The organism is Chryseobacterium sp. 3008163 (genome assembly GCF_003669035.1).
Lineage (GTDB): Bacteria > Bacteroidota > Bacteroidia > Flavobacteriales > Weeksellaceae > Chryseobacterium.
The window spans coordinates 2,111,495-2,128,169 of the sequence record NZ_CP033070.1 but is presented as its reverse complement, the minus strand read 5'-3'; the positions used below and the strand labels follow the sequence as shown (position 1 = coordinate 2,128,169).

At 34.8% G+C, this 16,675-nt stretch carries 15 protein-coding genes and 1 pseudogene; 3 read left to right on the top strand and 13 right to left on the bottom strand.

Annotation, left to right across the window (positions count from 1 at the left end; translation table 11 throughout):
- Positions 1-2,094: a DUF5689 domain-containing protein gene (locus tag EAG08_RS09640; protein WP_129535245.1), complete on the top strand. Its 2,094-nt coding sequence runs from the start codon at positions 1-3 to the stop codon at positions 2,092-2,094.
- A 297-nt stretch (positions 2,095-2,391) separates the two neighbouring features.
- Here the strand turns inward: EAG08_RS09640 and EAG08_RS09635 are convergent, their stop codons facing one another.
- The 6 genes and pseudogenes from EAG08_RS09635 to EAG08_RS09610 all read right to left on the bottom strand — a co-directional run bounded on the left by EAG08_RS09635 (position 2,392) and on the right by EAG08_RS09610 (position 6,548).
- The gene (locus tag EAG08_RS09635; protein ID WP_129535244.1) at positions 2,392-2,862 is read right to left on the bottom strand and encodes a DUF6702 family protein; all 471 of its coding nucleotides are present in this window, start codon (positions 2,860-2,862) and stop codon (positions 2,392-2,394) included.
- Positions 2,863-2,921: 59 nt separating this feature from the next.
- Complete coding sequence (locus EAG08_RS09630; RefSeq protein WP_129535243.1) at positions 2,922-3,674, bottom strand: TIGR00730 family Rossman fold protein; 753 nt, start codon at positions 3,672-3,674, stop codon at positions 2,922-2,924.
- 6 nt (positions 3,675-3,680) lie between these two features.
- Positions 3,681-4,394, bottom strand: a complete 714-nt coding sequence (locus tag EAG08_RS09625) for an NDP-sugar synthase (protein ID WP_129535242.1) — start codon at positions 4,392-4,394, stop codon at positions 3,681-3,683.
- Between the two features lie 90 nt (positions 4,395-4,484).
- Positions 4,485-4,895: an RNase adapter RapZ gene (locus EAG08_RS09620; RefSeq protein WP_129535241.1), complete on the bottom strand. Its 411-nt coding sequence runs from the start codon at positions 4,893-4,895 to the stop codon at positions 4,485-4,487.
- A 142-nt stretch (positions 4,896-5,037) separates the two neighbouring features.
- Positions 5,038-5,442 (bottom strand): GxxExxY protein, encoded by a 405-nt coding sequence (locus tag EAG08_RS09615; protein WP_129535240.1) that lies wholly within the window; start codon positions 5,440-5,442, stop codon positions 5,038-5,040.
- 87 nt (positions 5,443-5,529) lie between these two features.
- Positions 5,530-6,548 (bottom strand): annotated as a pseudogene (locus EAG08_RS09610) (aminoglycoside phosphotransferase family protein).
- A 50-nt stretch (positions 6,549-6,598) separates the two neighbouring features.
- Here EAG08_RS09610 and xrtF point away from each other — a divergent pair.
- Complete coding sequence (gene xrtF / locus EAG08_RS09605; RefSeq protein ID WP_129535239.1) at positions 6,599-7,129, top strand: exosortase family protein XrtF; 531 nt, start codon at positions 6,599-6,601, stop codon at positions 7,127-7,129.
- The gene (locus EAG08_RS09600; protein ID WP_129535238.1) at positions 7,116-7,562 is read left to right on the top strand and encodes an exosortase F system-associated membrane protein; all 447 of its coding nucleotides are present in this window, start codon (positions 7,116-7,118) and stop codon (positions 7,560-7,562) included. The genes xrtF and EAG08_RS09600 overlap by 14 nt, the downstream gene beginning before the upstream one ends.
- A 243-nt stretch (positions 7,563-7,805) precedes the next feature.
- Here EAG08_RS09600 and EAG08_RS09595 read toward each other — a convergent pair whose 3' ends face one another.
- The 7 genes from EAG08_RS09595 to EAG08_RS09565 all read right to left on the bottom strand — a co-directional run bounded on the left by EAG08_RS09595 (position 7,806) and on the right by EAG08_RS09565 (position 16,587).
- Positions 7,806-8,801, bottom strand: a complete 996-nt coding sequence (locus tag EAG08_RS09595) for a cation diffusion facilitator family transporter (protein ID WP_129535237.1) — start codon at positions 8,799-8,801, stop codon at positions 7,806-7,808.
- Between the two features lie 179 nt (positions 8,802-8,980).
- Positions 8,981-9,973, bottom strand: coding sequence for an aspartate-semialdehyde dehydrogenase (locus EAG08_RS09590; RefSeq protein WP_129535236.1), 993 nt, complete (start codon positions 9,971-9,973; stop codon positions 8,981-8,983).
- A gap of 32 nt (positions 9,974-10,005) precedes the next feature.
- The gene (locus EAG08_RS09585; RefSeq protein WP_129535235.1) at positions 10,006-10,437 is read right to left on the bottom strand and encodes a hypothetical protein; all 432 of its coding nucleotides are present in this window, start codon (positions 10,435-10,437) and stop codon (positions 10,006-10,008) included.
- Positions 10,438-10,531: 94 nt separating this feature from the next.
- The gene (locus EAG08_RS09580; protein WP_129535234.1) at positions 10,532-13,258 is read right to left on the bottom strand and encodes a TonB-dependent receptor; all 2,727 of its coding nucleotides are present in this window, start codon (positions 13,256-13,258) and stop codon (positions 10,532-10,534) included.
- A 211-nt stretch (positions 13,259-13,469) separates the two neighbouring features.
- Positions 13,470-14,330, bottom strand: coding sequence for a carboxylating nicotinate-nucleotide diphosphorylase (nadC, locus tag EAG08_RS09575; protein ID WP_129535233.1), 861 nt, complete (start codon positions 14,328-14,330; stop codon positions 13,470-13,472).
- A 19-nt stretch (positions 14,331-14,349) separates the two neighbouring features.
- Entirely contained in the window at positions 14,350-15,927 is a 1,578-nt protein-coding gene (gene nadB, locus EAG08_RS09570) for an L-aspartate oxidase (protein ID WP_129535232.1), read from the bottom strand.
- A 30-nt stretch (positions 15,928-15,957) separates the two neighbouring features.
- On the bottom strand, positions 15,958-16,587 hold the full coding sequence (locus EAG08_RS09565) for an NAD(P)H-dependent oxidoreductase (RefSeq protein ID WP_129535231.1): 630 nt from the start codon (positions 16,585-16,587) through the stop codon (positions 15,958-15,960).
- Between the last annotated feature and the right edge of the window lie 88 nt (positions 16,588-16,675).

Below are 16,675 nucleotides of genomic sequence, written 5' to 3'. Positions count from 1 at the left end.
ATGAAAAAATATAATTCAATTTTAAAATATATTTTCATTGTCTGTGCTACGCTGTTTATTACAGGATGTGTACACGATGATAAATATGACGAGCCAGATCTTGCTAACTTTCAGTGTGCTGATCTTACCAAGACAATGACATTGACTGATCTAAGAGCAAAGTATGTAAATACGGTATATGCTTTTCCTGATGATTCTAATGATATCGTAGAAGGTTATGTTTCTTCAACAGATGAAACAGGGAATATTTATAAGACAATTTACATTCAGGATAAAGCTGAAAATCCTACGCAAGGTTTCGTAATCAGTGTAGACATGGTAAGTACATATACACAATATCCTCAGGGTTCTAAAGTATATATCAAACTTGCTGGTCTTGCTTTAGGAACTTATGGTGGAGTGGTGCAATTGGGAGTTAAAGATCCGGCAAGCACAACATCTGTTTTAAGAATTCCTGAAAAATTAGTTCCTTCAAAAATTTTCAGATCATGCTCTATCAGAGAGAACATTATTCCTAAAATAATGACTTCTGCACAAATGGTTGCTGCAAATGATAAGTACATCGGATGTTTGATCAAAATGGAAAATGCAGAATTTGACAGTAGATCATTGTGTACAAATTATGCTCCAAATGGAGTTACGATTGATCGAGTGATTAGAGATGCGAGTACAACCACTACCAGAGTAGTAAGAAACAGTGGATATGCATCATTTGCAAACCAGATTTTACCATCAGGAAACGGAGATTTTGTAGGTGTTTACAGTAAATTTAATTCTACTTACCAAATGTATATCAATAAGGTTACAGACCTTAAGATGACTAAATTCCCTCGTCTCGATGGGATCACTTCAAATCCATGTGAATTCAGCGCAAATGGGTTGACTCTCAAAACTGTAGCAGAGGTAAAACAATTAGCATCTGGAACACTTGCTCAGATTACTGGAGATTTTTATGTTAAAGCCCAAGTGGTTGCCAATGATGAAACAGGAAATTTATTCAAATATGTGTATGTAGAAGATGCTACAGGAGGTATAAGAATAAATATGAATAAAACTGATTTGTTTTTAGATAATAGATTTAGATTAGGGAAAGATGTTTATATAAAACTAAAAGGTTTGTATATAAGAAATGTTTCGGGTGAACTTCATTTAGGTTCTAATGATACGAGTACAGCAATCAACTATAGAATTAAAGAGGAAGATATTTACAAGTATCTTTATGATTCTAATGCACCTTCAAGAGCGGTAGTTCCTACCGAAAGAATGATCTCTCAACTGACAACCGCAGATGTAGGAAGATGGATTAAAATTAAAGACTTACAGTTTATCAATGCAGATTTAGGGAAAGCCTATTCAGATGGAACAGCGACATCAAATAGAACTTTAGAAGACTGTTCTGGTAATAAAATTACATTGAGAACAAGTGGACAGGCAGATTTCGGAACAAATACTACGCCTATTAAACCGGGTATGGTAGAAGTTGAAGGGGGTAAAGGTGATGTCTACGCTATTGCCAGTTATTTTAACGGAACCTATCAGCTTTGGATTACCAAGCTTTCAAATATAGATTTAGATAATCCAAGATGTGATGGAAGTATTTATACTCCAATGCCTACAATCTATAATGATGGATTTGCTGCAGGTGGTTTCAGCTCAGATTGGACGACTGTTAACGTTGTGGGTACTCAGGTTTGGAATACTTCTAACCAAGGTAATGGAACTAATTACTATGCAGTGATGAGTGCTCCATTAGGAAATCCTGCCAACGAAGATTGGTTGATTTCAAAGGCGGTTAGTTTGGTGGGTAAAACTGCGGCTACAGTCAGCTTTACAACAGATGTTCGTTATGCAGGAAATGCTCTGCAGGTTTATGCCACTGAAAATTATACAGGAAACCCATCAACTACTACTTGGGTACAGTTACCTGCAACTTTGGATACCAATACAGGAGCATTTGGAGATTGGGTAAGCTCAGGAAATGTAAACTTAAGTGCATTCTTAGGCAAAAACGTAAGAATAGCATTCAAATATACTTCTACAACTTCTGCTGCGGCAACGTGGGAGATAGATGATTTTAAAATCAAAGCTCAATAATTAGCTTAATATGATAATTAAAGGCGGACTATTAATTAGTTCGCCTTTTTTTGTTTGAAAGTTTTGAGTTTTTAATTGTTCAATTCTGTCTAATTCTTATGATCAAAGCTAATTGATGGTTTTTAAGATAGCGAAAATCGAAAAATGATGACGAATAATCAGGTTTAAATATAATTCATGTAATTGAAGTAAGTAAATTGATTTTAAAATAATTTAATTAAATCAGAATAATGGGGGTCTAAAAACAAAAAACCACCGCAAAAGCAGTGGTCATATAGTTTAAACTAAAAATTCTTATTAAAATGAAACCTCATTCACCTCTTTTCCTCGTTGGAAATTCATGGTTTTTTGAGATCCTTTATAGGCAATATTCACAAGGTTAATTTGTTTTGGGAAAGCACTTAAAAGAATCGTGTTTTTAATCTTTAAATTGCTCACCTCCGAAACACCGCTTGTTTCAAAATAGACCCATACAGTTTCTCCGCTTACCTGACTTCCTGTGAAAGTTAGGGTTTTGGGAGATCCATTTACATAAACATCAAAATTGTTGTTTACATATTTCTTCACTTCGGCTTCAAAACCTGCCGTGCTGCGGTTGATTTTGATTGCATCCGAAATATGACTGGTATTCATCTTTGTAGTAAACTTCAGCGTTTTGCTGCCATCAATATAGTCGACTTTCGTCATTGATGAGAAGAAATCTGCCGCCATGAAACTCATGAGTGCAAATAGTGATAGAATACCGGATATGTATAAAAATTTTTTCATCTTAATTTATTGATTGTTAATCATCTTAGTAAATAAAATTTGCTCAAATATAATGCCAATTAAAAGTTAACATTCACCGCATACTTTTCATAAAAAGATTTGATGTGCTCCACAGCTTCGTCTGCTGTATCTACCACACGATAGAGCTCAAGGTCATCCGCCGAAATCATTCCTTCTTTTAGCAAAGTATCTTTAAACCAATCAAGCAAACCACCCCAAAACTCTGAACCGACCAGAACAATAGGGAACTTTCCGATTTTATTGGTTTGGATTAAAGTAATCGCCTCCGTCAGTTCATCCAAAGTTCCAAAACCTCCCGGCATCACGATAAACCCCTGAGAATACTTTACAAACATCACTTTTCTTACGAAGAAATAATCGAAATTAAGCGAGTACATTTTGTTGATGTAAGGATTGAAATGCTGTTCAAAGGGTAAATCAATATTGAGTCCTATAGATTTTCCCTGTGCGTTGAAAGCGCCTTTATTACCGGCTTCCATAATTCCGGGACCGCCCCCGGTGATGATTCCGAAACCAACTTTAGTGATTTTTTCAGCGATTTCAGCTGCCATCTGATAATATTTACTTTCAGGCTTTAATCTTGCTGATCCGAAAATAGAAACACAGGGTCCAATTTTTGCCATTCTTTCATAACCATCCACAAATTCTGCCATGATTTTGAAAACCATCCAGCTGTCTTTGGTTACGATTTCGTCCCATGTTTTTTGTCTGAAACTATTGTGTAATATTGATTCGTTGATATCTAATTCAGGATTTTGTAAACTTTCATCCCTGCTTCCTTCAATTCCCATTGTCTTTTATTTAAAATATTTTTCGGCTTCTATCACAGATGCCGGTCTTCCTACATCGATCAGAATACTGTCGTGCAGAAAACCATGAATTTTTTCGGTCTGCATCAGATCCAGATATTCTTCCATCACAGAAAATTTCCCTGTTCGTTTAATTTTGTCAAAAATAACAGGGTTAATGCAGTGCACACCACTGAATGCGTAAGGCTTAAATCCCTTGTTAAACTCTGCCAATCGTTGTTCGCCTGTTTGCACATTAAGCCAACCCCTTAAAACCAAATCGTCGTTGAATAATAACTTACGCGAACTTTCTCTGTCCGATACTGCTAAAGTAGCAAAATCTTTAATCTTCTTGTGGTATTCTACTAAATTATTTATGTTGATGTCTGTAAGAATATCAGCGTTCATGATGATAAAATCTTCGCCATGATCAAGAAATTTTTTAGCAAAAACCAAACCACCACCAGTTTCCAAAAGTTCTTCAGACTCATCTGAAACTTCAATTTTACAATTAAAATTATTATTTTTCTTCAGGAAATCTACAATCTGCTCACCAAAATGATGCACATTAATCACAAAATCATTAATGCCAAAACCTTTTAGGTAGGTAATATTTCTTTCCAAAAGCGGAATGCCGTTTACTTTAGCCAAAGCTTTCGGATGATGATCTGTAAAGGGTTTCAGTCGGGTTCCTTTTCCTGCTGCAAAAATTAATGCCTTCATAAGTATGGGTAATGAGTAATTGGTAATGAATAATTTGAATATTAAATAACTATAGCGGAGCTAAAGATATTACTTATTGCACATTATTTATTACCTATTATTAAGTTGGTGCTGTTCGTCATGATGAAGACTAATTTCTACTTTTTCGCCATATTTTTCTTCAATAAAATGAGCGATTTTTATAGCAGAATATACCGATCTGTGTTGTCCGCCAGTACATCCGAAGTTGATTTGTAAGTTTTCAAAACCTCTGCCCAAATAGTTGTCGATATTGATGGAAACCATGCTTTTAATTAGCTCTAAAAATTTCGGCATGTCGGTTTTCGTTTCAAGATATTCCTGAACACCGATGTCATTTCCGGTCTGAATTTTATATTCTTCCACTCTTCCCGGGTTTAAAATCCCGCGGCAGTCGAAAGTAAAACCCCCTCCATTACCTGAATCGTCTTTGGGAATGCCTCCTTTTTTGTATGAAAAACTATGGATGTCTATGTGTAGCATATTTAAATTTTTATAATTGATGGTTGATAAATGATGATTGATTTAAATCATTTAATTTCTTTAAATTTTTTGAACCATTAAGATGTTTTAGTTTATAAGATATTTTAAGGATTAGATAAATCTAAATTAAGCGATATGCTGATTAGTCTGGTAATGATCTAAAATATTCATTAACAAATGGTTTTAAAGATTTTGTGATGTTATCAGTGAAAAAATTAATCAATAAACCTTGTGGTTTCTTTAAAATTTTCATGTACGTCAGTAACTGAGCTTCATGTATAGGAAGTAATTGTTCTATGGCTTTTAATTCTACAATAATACAATCATTTACAAGCAAGTCGATTTTCAAGTCAGCATCGATTGTAATTTCGTCATAGTTTATGGGAATTTTTACTTGCTGTATTACTTCATATCCATTTTTATTAAGTTCATGTACTAAACACTTTTCGTAGATGCTTTCTAAAAGTCCGGCTCCTAATGTTCTATGCACTTTAATGGCTAATCCTGTAATTTCATATGATAATTGAGTGATCTGTTTTTTCGTCATTTGTAAAATTTGTTTTAAACAAATTTAAAAGTTCTTGCTTAAAAAATCTTTAGATTTTACTTAATAATTCTTAAGACTTTCATTCTCTTAATGGTTCAATATTTCTTCAATTTTAAATTTAGTTTTATCCAAACTCAACTGTTCGATTACTTTTTTTAACTCAGGATAATTTTTCATTTCTTCCCAATTGTTTGAAAATGATGTAATATTTTCTATTCCTTTGTCGATACTGGCGATAAAATGTTGCTTTTTTTGAATCAAACCACGGAAACCGTAAGCTCCCAAAACTTGTAAGAATCTCATCAATTGAATTGGTTTAACCGAATTTTTTAGTTGAAATTGAGTTTCCTTATTTTCAAACTGTTGAATGTAAAATTCAAGCATTTCGTTTTTTAAATCTTCAGGAAAATTGGCTTTCGCCTGAAACAGAAATGAAATCACATCGTACATTAAAGGACCTTTCATCGCTGATTGATAATCGATAAATGAAACTTCATTCTTGTCATTCACCATAATATTCCTTGCCTGAAAATCTCTAATCATTAAGCCTTTCGGTTCAAGATTTTCGATGAGGTTGACAATTTTTTGAATTCTTTTAATAAAGTAGACTTATGATATTCCAACTCCAAAACATCAGCAATAAAATTTTTGAAATAGTATAAATCGTGCATCACAGGTAATTCATCATAACTTTCGTATTCAAAAGCCTGGGTGAAATCTATTGTATTCTGTGTGAGAATTTGCAGATTAAAAAGTTTTTCTAAAGCCTGCTTTACCAAAGATTTTACATTTTCTGACAAACCTTCTTTCGCAATGATGTCTGAAAAAGTTTGACTTCCCAAGAATTCTTGGATGTACATTTTTTTGTCATCAGATACCGTAAATATTTTCGGAGTGTTAAGATTTAAATCTGAAAATATTTCTGAAAAGTAAAGAAAACTTCCATTTTCGGGAATATTTTCGTTGTAGGTAATGATATATTTTCCGGTTTGATTTTGAGCCAGAAAATTGACTCTTGCAGATCCGCTTTGAGCTAATGTGACAAATTCAGTTGATTTTTCGCCAAAATGGTTCTCAAAAAATCTTTTTGCGTTTTCAGAAGTCATAATATGGAAACAAATATACTAATTTACAGTCGAATTTTTATCTTTGCATTATGCTAAAGGACTTTAAGCCTGTTTTGGGGATTCTGTTGCGCTTCATCATCATTTATTTGGTGTTGCTTTTTGGGTATCAGTTTTATCTGAACAGCTTCAAAGCGCAAGGTCTTGATCCTTTTTCCCGATTGATTGCTGATCATGTTGTACTTGTGCAGAATGCATTAAATTACCCTTCTCGACTGTATGATGATGTTCCTAACGAGCAGATGTATTTTTATGTTAAAGATAAGACGGTAACAAGAATGGTAGAGGGATGTAATGCGGTTTCTGTGATTATTCTTTTTGTAGCTTTTGTATTTGCTTTTTATAAAGGAACTAAAACTTTCGTTTTTATTGTTGCCGGTCTCGTGGCGTTATACATCATGAATATTTTAAGAATTGCAGGGTTAAATATTGTAACCCGTGACTATTCACAATATAATAAAATCGCTCATGATTATGTTTTTCCAGCTATAATTTATGGAAGTGTAGTGATTCTTTGGATGATATGGATTAAATTTTTTGCTTTAAAAAATGAAAATTCTTAGTTGGTTTTTGGTCGTTGCCGGAGTTTTCGGACTAGTTGGTGTAAGAATGGTGGAAGATGAGATTTTCTATGATCCTTTTCTGGATTATTTCCACGCAGCAAATAAGAATATTAATTTCCCTGAATTTGAATGGGGGAAGTTAATTCTCAGCCATGTATTGAGATTTGTTTTAAATCTTTTTTTCTCGTGTATAATCATTCATTTTTTGTTTAAAAATAAAGAATGGACGATACAAGGAGCGTTATTAATGTCTATTGTTTTTGCGATTACTTTCCCGATATATCTGTACTGCATTTATGACCGATTTGATGTAGGGTATCTTTTTTCTTTCTATATGAGAAGGTTTGTAATTCAACCTTTGATTTTGCTTTTGATAGTTCCGTTGTTTTACTACAGAAAACAGATTTTACTAAGGAGCAACCAAAGTTTATAAAAACTAAATTCCTAAGTTTGAATTCCTGTGAATATTTTTAGATAACGGTTTGAGGAAGATTTTCGAACTGTAAACCGTCCCCTAATTATATTGAGGAAACGTTCTGATAGCCCGGATCGCAGCGGTTACCCCACAGCAAGCTTTGGCAAAATTGGAGTAGCTATAGATAAGCGGCTGTGTGAGGAGTATGAGCGGAGAGCCGCAAATGACTCCTAAAAAATGCTGTAACTTGTATTGAAATAACTAGTTAATAGTATGCTTTTCTACTCTGGTCACGTTATCTGCAGTCCATTTTACTTTTTTGGTAAAAGGCTGTTCGCGAACAGGGCAGTCCATAATCTGACAAACAGGGCAGGAAATCGGTCTGCAGTCATCCATGTGGAAATTAAATTCAACCGTTCTTTTTGTGTTTTTGGCTAAAAGGAGAATGACTTTTTCCATTTCGTTATGAGCATCACGAAGGCTGTAATACCAAGGCAGAGTGATGTGGGCATCGATGTGGAGAGAGGCGCCAAATTGCTGGATTTTCATGTTGTGAATGTCGATCCATTCTGTATGTCTGTTTTTTTCTAATAAATCGATGATGCTATTGAGTAGTTCTGGATTTTGCTCATCCATAATCCCGCTTAATGATTTGCGGACGATTTTGTAACCTACAAATATGATGTAGAAGCCAAAAATCAAGGCAACCACAGAATCAATCCAATATATTTTGGTGAAGTAAACGATGATCAAACTGACCACAACGCCTAAAGTGGTAAATGTGTCGGATTGTAAATGTTTTCCGGAAGCGATAAGAACAAGAGAATTTTGTTTTTCGCCTTTTTTAATAGATATGTATCCTAATAAATAATTAATAATTGCGGTAACGGCAATGATCGCAATTCCCCAATCGAGCCCTTTTAAAACTCTTCCAGTCACCAAGCTGTTGATACCTTCGTAGATGATCATAATTCCGGCAATCGCGATCAATGCGCCTTCTATTCCGGCGGTGACAAATTCTACTTTACCATGACCGTAAGGATGATCTTCGTCTTTGGGTTTTGATGCTAAATGTAAGGAATACAATCCCATAAAAGCACTGATGACATTTACGATACTTTCCATGGCATCAGAAAATACGGCATCGGAATTTGTAAGTTTCCATGCGATGATTTTTCCGACGAATAAAATGATCCCAAAAACAGCAATGAGCTTTTGGAAACCTATTTTATCTTGATTGGTATTTTTTGTTGTCATTTTTCTTTATAAATTTAAATGTCTCGCGACGTTTTTTTGATAGAATTTTATCCTATCCTTTGCTAAGTTGTTATATTCGGAACTGATTGAAACTGGCAACTATAAACCAAATCCAATCTACTCAATAAATATTCGATAAAAAAAGAATCTCTTTTGGAGACTCTTTTCTTTTTGTTAGGTTATACTAAGTTGTTTGCTACTAAGTATTCTGCAATCTGTACTGCGTTGGTTGCAGCGCCTTTTCGCAGATTGTCTGCTACAATCCAGAGGTTGAGTGTTTTCGGCTGTGAGAGATCTCTTCGGATTCTTCCTACGAAAACTTCGTCTTTTCCTTCTGAGTAGAGTGGCATTGGATATTCGTTGTTTTTTACGTTATCCATTACGATTACTCCAGGAGTTTCTGATAAGATTTTTCTTACTTCTTCTAATTCAAATTCGTTTTCAAATTCGATGTTGACACTTTCAGAATGACCTCCCTGTACCGGAACTCTTACAGCAGTTGCTGTTAAATTAAATGTATCGTCACCCAAAATCTTTTTAGGCTCTTTCATTAATTTAATTTCTTCTTTCGTATAATCGTCATCAGAAAATACGTCGCAGTGTGGCAATGCATTTTTGAAGATTTGATAAGGATATACTTTAGCAACAGAATCATCACCAGCGATTTCAGCATTCAACTGATCAACGGCTGCTTTACCGGTTCCTGTTACAGACTGATATGTAGAAACAACGACTCTTTTTAAATCATATTTTTTATTCAACGGACCTAAAACCATCACCAACTGAATAGTAGAACAGTTCGGATTCGCAATAATCTTGTCTTCTTTTGTCAAAACATCTGCATTGATTTCCGGAACAACTAATTTTTTAGTGGGATCCATTCTCCATGCTGAAGAATTATCGATTACTGTAATTCCTGCTTCTGCAAATTTTGGTGCGTATTCTAAAGAAGTTGAACCACCTGCAGAAAAAATTGCGATGTCAGGTTTGGCAGCTATAGCGTCGTCGATGCTTACGATAGTGTAATCTACCTGTTTATACTTCACCTGTTTACCAATAGATCTTTCCGAAGCTACCGGAATTAATTCTGTTACAGGGAAACTTCTCTCTTCGAGAACTTTAAGCATCACTTGTCCAACCATTCCTGTTGAACCTACTACAGCTACTTTCATTGAATAAATAAAATTATTAAGTTAATATATAATTAAGCTCCAAAGACTCTTGTCCATGGAAATGCAAATGCAAATAAACCTACTGCGATCAATCCCATAATCACAATTCCTAAAGAAATGGTGTCATTAGATTTTACTTTTTTATTGATGATGGTCATCAAAACTGCAGCGATCAACATAGAAAATGGGTGCTCTACATATTGAAATCTTAAATCAGCATTTTTCATTACTGATCCCATGTCTAAACCTTTTGTGAAATTCATAATCAGCATTACAATACCGATTAAGAATTGTACGTGAAAGAAAATCATGGTAAAAAGCGTGATTTTTTTCAGAAATTTATTTACTTTACCGCTGTATCCGAACATTACTGTTAAGAGTGCGATGATAAATAAAGCAGTTAAAGCAAGCTCCAGATAGGCAAAACCTTTGTGGGCGCTCAGTAAAATTTTGTAAAGATCCATACTTCTATTTTTTCTATTTATTAAGTGTACAAATATAAAAAAATCCCAGCTATAAAGCCGGGATTTGGTATTTATAAATCTAATGTTTTATTGATTAGAAGTTGAATGATAATGTTGCAGCCCATGTTCTTCCAAATCCGAAGTATACTTGGTTTTGTTGGCTAATACCATTATAGTTTCCTGCTGCTTGGTAAGTTTGGTGTGCAGTGGTTAAAGTTGCAATCTGAGTAGGAGTTAATGGTGTACTTTGAATAGGCTTGTTGATATTAATATATTCATCTAAGCTAAGTCCAGAGAATGTATTGGTGTTTGATTCAGCGATGTAAACTTTATCAAATAAATTATATACATTACCTCTAACTGTGAAGAATTGTTTAGGGTTATTAAGTTTAATCTTAAAGGTAATTCCCATATCAACCAATCCAAATGTAGGCAATTCTAATGCTCCTTTTTTTCCTGCAGCTTCATTTAAGAAGTTTAGAGGGTTATTGTTAGCATATAAATTTCTTACTCCTCTGTACATACCGTCAAAGCTAAACCATTCTGTAGGCTTGAAAGTAAATCCTCCACCTGCAGTGAATTGAGCAGAACCTCCAACTTTTACATCATCTAAATACAGAGTTGTACCAGAAGTTGTACCTCCTAATGGAATTGCTTCATTGGTTTCAGAAAATAAATCACCAGTAGCATTTCCTTTATAGTAATAGTCACCCATTGATAACATTCCTGTTAATGATAACATTTTGTGAACATTCGCTGTTGCGTCAATTTCAATACCTTGGTGGATTTCTGTAATTCCAGACATATTAGCATAAGCTGTAGTCGTGCTAATAGGAACTCCAGTAGAAGGATCATTATAGGTAAGAGAAATGTTTGATCTTCTTTGGAATCTGTCTTTCCATGAAGTTCTGTAAATGTTTACATTCGCATTAAATATTCCTGAACGGAAACCATAACCTGCTTCAACTCCGAAAATTTTCTCGTTGGTTAAATTTGGATTAAGGAAGTTTTTGTTATTTGGATAAACTGCATTTAAGAAAGGCTGCTTTTCGTAATATCCAATGTTTGCGAAAACGTTATGATTTTCATTGATATTATAGTTTGCACCTCCTTTCACATTAAATCCTACTAGGTTTTTAAATCCTGTTTTCGTATTAAGGGCAGGGTTTGTAGCTGTAGCTTGAATAAGAGTAGGGTTTGTAGCACTGGTTGCATATCCAGAAACATTTCCATTAAGAAGAGATCTTCCGTCAACGATAAAGTTATCAATTCTTTGGAAACCTTGATTAGAAATAGCTCCTGAAACAAAAGCTGATAGCTTATCGTTTGAATATTCTAATTGTCCAAATCCTCCGTACCAAAGTACTTCTCCATCGTTATTATAACCAACTCTGTTTTCTAAGGCATCAATTTTTCCGCCAAAAGGATTCCAGTTAGGCTCTGCTTTTGATGTATTTGAAACATAGTTATAGCCAGGTGAAAATACATTGTTACTGTTTGGAGTATAAAGATTTCTGTTTGCAGAATCTCTATAAGAAGAACCTCCTAAAAGATCACTCACTACTTGGTAATGGTAACCATAGTAATATCTTGTATCGATACCAACTGAAAAGTTTAAATGATCTGTAATTTTGTGATTAAAACTTGAAATAACACCAAACCAGTTGTGAGAGTTAATAGATGCATTTCTGATAAGAATACCTCTGTCAGCACTAGATGCTGCATTTCCCGCTGCAAGAGCATCAAAATTTATAATTCCTTCAGAAGTTCTAAAAGCGTCTAAGTTTTTTGTAGTTGTATTTGCTAAGTTTCCTACACTTCCGATATTTCCGGTCCCTGCACCTCTACCGAATGATGCGTAAGCAACCGTGTTTAATTTAGATTTGCTTGAAATGTTCCAATCCCAGTTTAAAGACATTACCGGTTTGTGATAGTAATTTCTTCTTAAACTGTATTCTTCACCGTTTAGATAACCATAATCCGCGTTGTATTTTGTATCTGGAGTACCATCTTTATCACCATTAAAAGCAATATAATTTGAAATAGTAGAATAAGTACTTCTCTGGTTGTGAGCTTGTGGAGCACCGGTAATGGTAAACTGGAAGTCATGTTTGCTTCCTGGCTTATTATAACCTAATGCAAAATAGTAGTTGTATCCCTCAAATTCTGTTCCCCTTGCGTAGGTAGAACCTGAAGCTCTGCTCATTAAGAATGAAGTAGCCCATCCTGAAGCACTTTTACCAGTGTTATAAGCGAATAAAGTTTTAAGATAATCGTCATTACCAACAGATAAAGAAACAATACCACCTTGTTTTTTATCAGCTGCTCTTGTTAAGATGTTAATAGTACCTCCTACAGAAGCAATTGCCAATTTTGAAGATCCAAGACCTCTTTGTACTTGCATTGCAGAAGTTACATCAGAAAGTCCTGACCAGTTTGACCAGAAAACACGTCCGGTTTCCATGTCATTTACAGGCATACCATTTACCATTACAGCAATGTTTTCTTGTCCAAATCCTCTGATAACAACTTTTGAATCTCCGAAACCACCGCCACCTTTAGTAGCATATACTGACGGGGTAGAATTTAAAATTTCAGGAAATTCTTGATTTCCCAATCTTTCAACGATTTGAGCTTCCTTAATTGTAGAAACGGCAACTGGAGTCCTTCTATCTTTAGCGATATCAGCTACTCCTGTTAGTATTACCTCTTCAATGTCTTTGGATTTTGATGCAGTATCCTTAACCTGTTGAGCATAATAGACGCTAGCTGTAGAAAGTGAGATCATCACAGTTAGCATCGATTTGTTGATTAATTTCATAATCGTAAGTAATAGTTAGAATTAAATTTTATGCAAAATTCGGTAAAATAATTTTAACTATTATTAACTCAATGTTAATTTTTAATCAGTCTTAATAATGATCAAATGTTTGATTTACAGTATTTTAAGTAAAAACTGAATTTTAACGTGAAAAAATCATATTGTTTAATTTTTAACAAAGTGGCTGTGTTTTTATTAAAAATGCAATGTTTTACATAGCAGCTTTTAGGCTTAAATCGATATTTTTAGCTGAATGAGTAAGGGCTCCGGCAGAAATAAAGGTTACTCCTGTAGTAGCAATTTCTTTTAATTGATCTCTTGAGATTCCGCCTGATGCTTCACTTTCACAAGATCCGTTGATTAATTTTACTGCCTTTTTCATAGTGGCAACATCCATATTGTCGAGCATGATTCTGTCGACTTTGGCATTGATAGCTTCTTGTACTTCTTCAAGATTACGAGTTTCAACTTCTATTTTAAGTTTTTTCTTTGACTTTTTTACATAATCTTTCGCCATTTTTACTGCGTTGGTGATGCTTCCGTTATAATCAATATGATTGTCTTTTAGCATGATCATATCATATAAACCATATCTGTGATTAGTTCCGCCACCAATTGCAACGGCCCATTTTTCGCAAACTCTGAAGTTGGGAGTAGTCTTTCTGGTGTCTAAAAGCTTGGTTTTTGAACCTATCAATCTCGAATCCCAATCCTGAGTAAGCGTTGCGATACCGCTCATTCGCTGCATGCAGTTTAAAACTAATCTTTCTGTAGATAAAATAGATCTCGCACTTCCGGTTACGATAAAAGCTACGTCGCCGATTTTTGCAGTTTCACCATCTTTGATGAATTTTTCGATTTTTAAGTTTTTATCAAATTGTTTAAAAATAATTTCAGCCAATTCGACTCCGGCAAGGATACAGTTTTCTTTCACTAAAAGTTTTGCACTTTGCACTAAATCTTTAGGAATTGTAGATAGAGTAGAGTGGTCTCCATCCTGAATGTCTTCTTCCAAAGCATTTTTAATGAATTGTTTTAAAACTTTATCGGTTGCGTAGTTTGGTCTTTTCATTATTTTCTTTAATAATCAATTATGCTTGCACTAAATCTTTATTGTAAAATGCGCCTTTATTTTGTATCATTTCCATCGATTGGGTGATGATGAGATGAGCAACTGTTGTTAAATTTCTTAATTCTGAAAGCTGAGGCGATAGAATAGAGTAGTGATAAATTTCGTCAACTGCAGCTGCGATTTCCTGATGCTTTTGGAGGGCCATTTTTAGACGGCTGTTGCTTCGCACAATTCCTACTAGGTCACTCATCATTTCCTGAAGCTGTTTTCTGAGGTAAGAAACAATGACCATTTCGTCGATAATTTTCATACCTTCTTCGTTCCATTCGGGGACAGCTTTTAAATCGTCGAAATTAAAATTATTTTCATTCAATAATTCCATAGTCTTCATAGCGGCATTATGTCCGAAAACTAAACCTTCCAATAGAGAATTTGAAGCTAATCTGTTAGCGCCATGAAGTCCAGAGTTGGTACATTCTCCGACGGCGAATAAATTATTAAGAGAAGACTGTCCGTCTTTATCAACTTCAATTCCGCCCATGAGATAATGACAAGCGGGAACTACAGGAATTAATTGTGTGAAAGGATCAATGCCTTCGTCCTTGCATTTTTTATAAATATTAGGGAAATGTTCCAAAAACTTTTCCTGGCTCATATCTCTGCAGTCAAGACCAACAAATTCGTCTCCCGTAACTTTCATTTCTGCATCAATGGCTCTTGCAACGATGTCTCTGGAAGCTAATTCTTCACGCTCATCATATTTGTGCATGAATTTTTGACCTTTTTTGGTTCTCAGCTTTGCGCCATCACCACGCACTGCTTCGGAAATTAAAAATAACATTCCGTCGAGCTTGCTGTATAAAGCGGTTGGATGAAACTGATAATACTGCATATTGGTCACTTTGCCTTTTGCACGGGCAACGAAAGCAATTCCGTCTCCTGTTGCAATTACTGGGTTCGTGGTGTTTTTATAAACATGACCGGCTCCGCCAGTCGCAACTAAAGTGATTTTTGACGTAATTTTTTTAATCGATTTAGATTTTTCATCTAAAATGTATGCGCCATAACAATTAATTTCACCCTCATTCAATTCCTTTCCCGGAACGTGGTGTTGAGTGATGATGTCGATAACGTAGTGGTGATCAAGAATTTCAATATTCGGACTGCTTTTGGCCGTTTGCAATAAAGCTCTTTCGATCTCAAAACCAGTGATGTCTTTATGGTGTACGATTCTATTTTCAGTGTGGCCGCCTTCTCTTCCTAAAGCAAATTCTCCATTTTTCATGTCAAAATTGGCGCCCCATTCAACGATTTCGTTAAATCTTGCAGGTGCTTCTCTTACGACCATTTCTACCACTTCACGTTTATTTTCGCCGTCTCCGGCACGCATTGTGTCTTCGATATGTTTTTCAAAATTATCGTTTTTAGAATCTGTAACCACAGCCAAACCGCCTTGGGCGTATTTTGTATTGCTTTCGTCTTCGTCAGATTTTGTTACAATGATTATTTTGGCATCGGGAAGCTGTTCTGAAACTTTTATGGCATAAGAAAGCCCCGAAATTCCGGAACCAATCACTAATACATCCGCTTTTATCATATTCTTGCTTTAAGACAATCGTCTAAATAATTAAATAAATTTAAACAATTTTTCGTTTGGTTTCCTTACTTTTTTCATGTGCTGAAACTGATCTTCTTCCGATCGGTAGCCAAGTGCCAATGTTACAGTCACTTTTTCTTTTTCCGGATTGATATCTAAAATTTCTTCGATCAATTCTTGTCTGAAACCTTCCATCGGGCATGTGTCGATATTTTCTATCGCTGCAGCATACATTAAGTTAGCTAACACTATATAAGCTTGTTTTTCTGCCCAGTTCAGAATGTCATCATGCTCTTGTCTGCTGAAATGACTTGTGATGCTTTTTCTAAACAGATTTAAATTTTCAACTGGATGTTCACGTACTTCAGAGATGTGATTGAAATATCCGTCAAGATACGTTTCTTCCATATCTTTTTTGGAAACTAAAACGATGAGGTGTGAACAGGTAGAAATTTGTGAAGGATTATAAAAAGAAGGTATCAGTTTCTCCTTCATTTCTGTACTTTCAACTACGAATATTTTATAAGGCTGAAGACCTTGAGAGCTTGCCGCCAATTTTCCTGCCTCAAGAATATTGAGAAGTGTTTCCTGCGGAATGATCATTTCGGGATTAAATTTTTTCACAGAATATCTTCTGCTTAAAGCTTCCAAATAATTCATAAAGACAAATTTAAGAATTGAATATGAATAAAGACAGTTTTGTGCCAAAATTCTATTTTTAAATTTTCTAAATAAAAAATCACTCCTT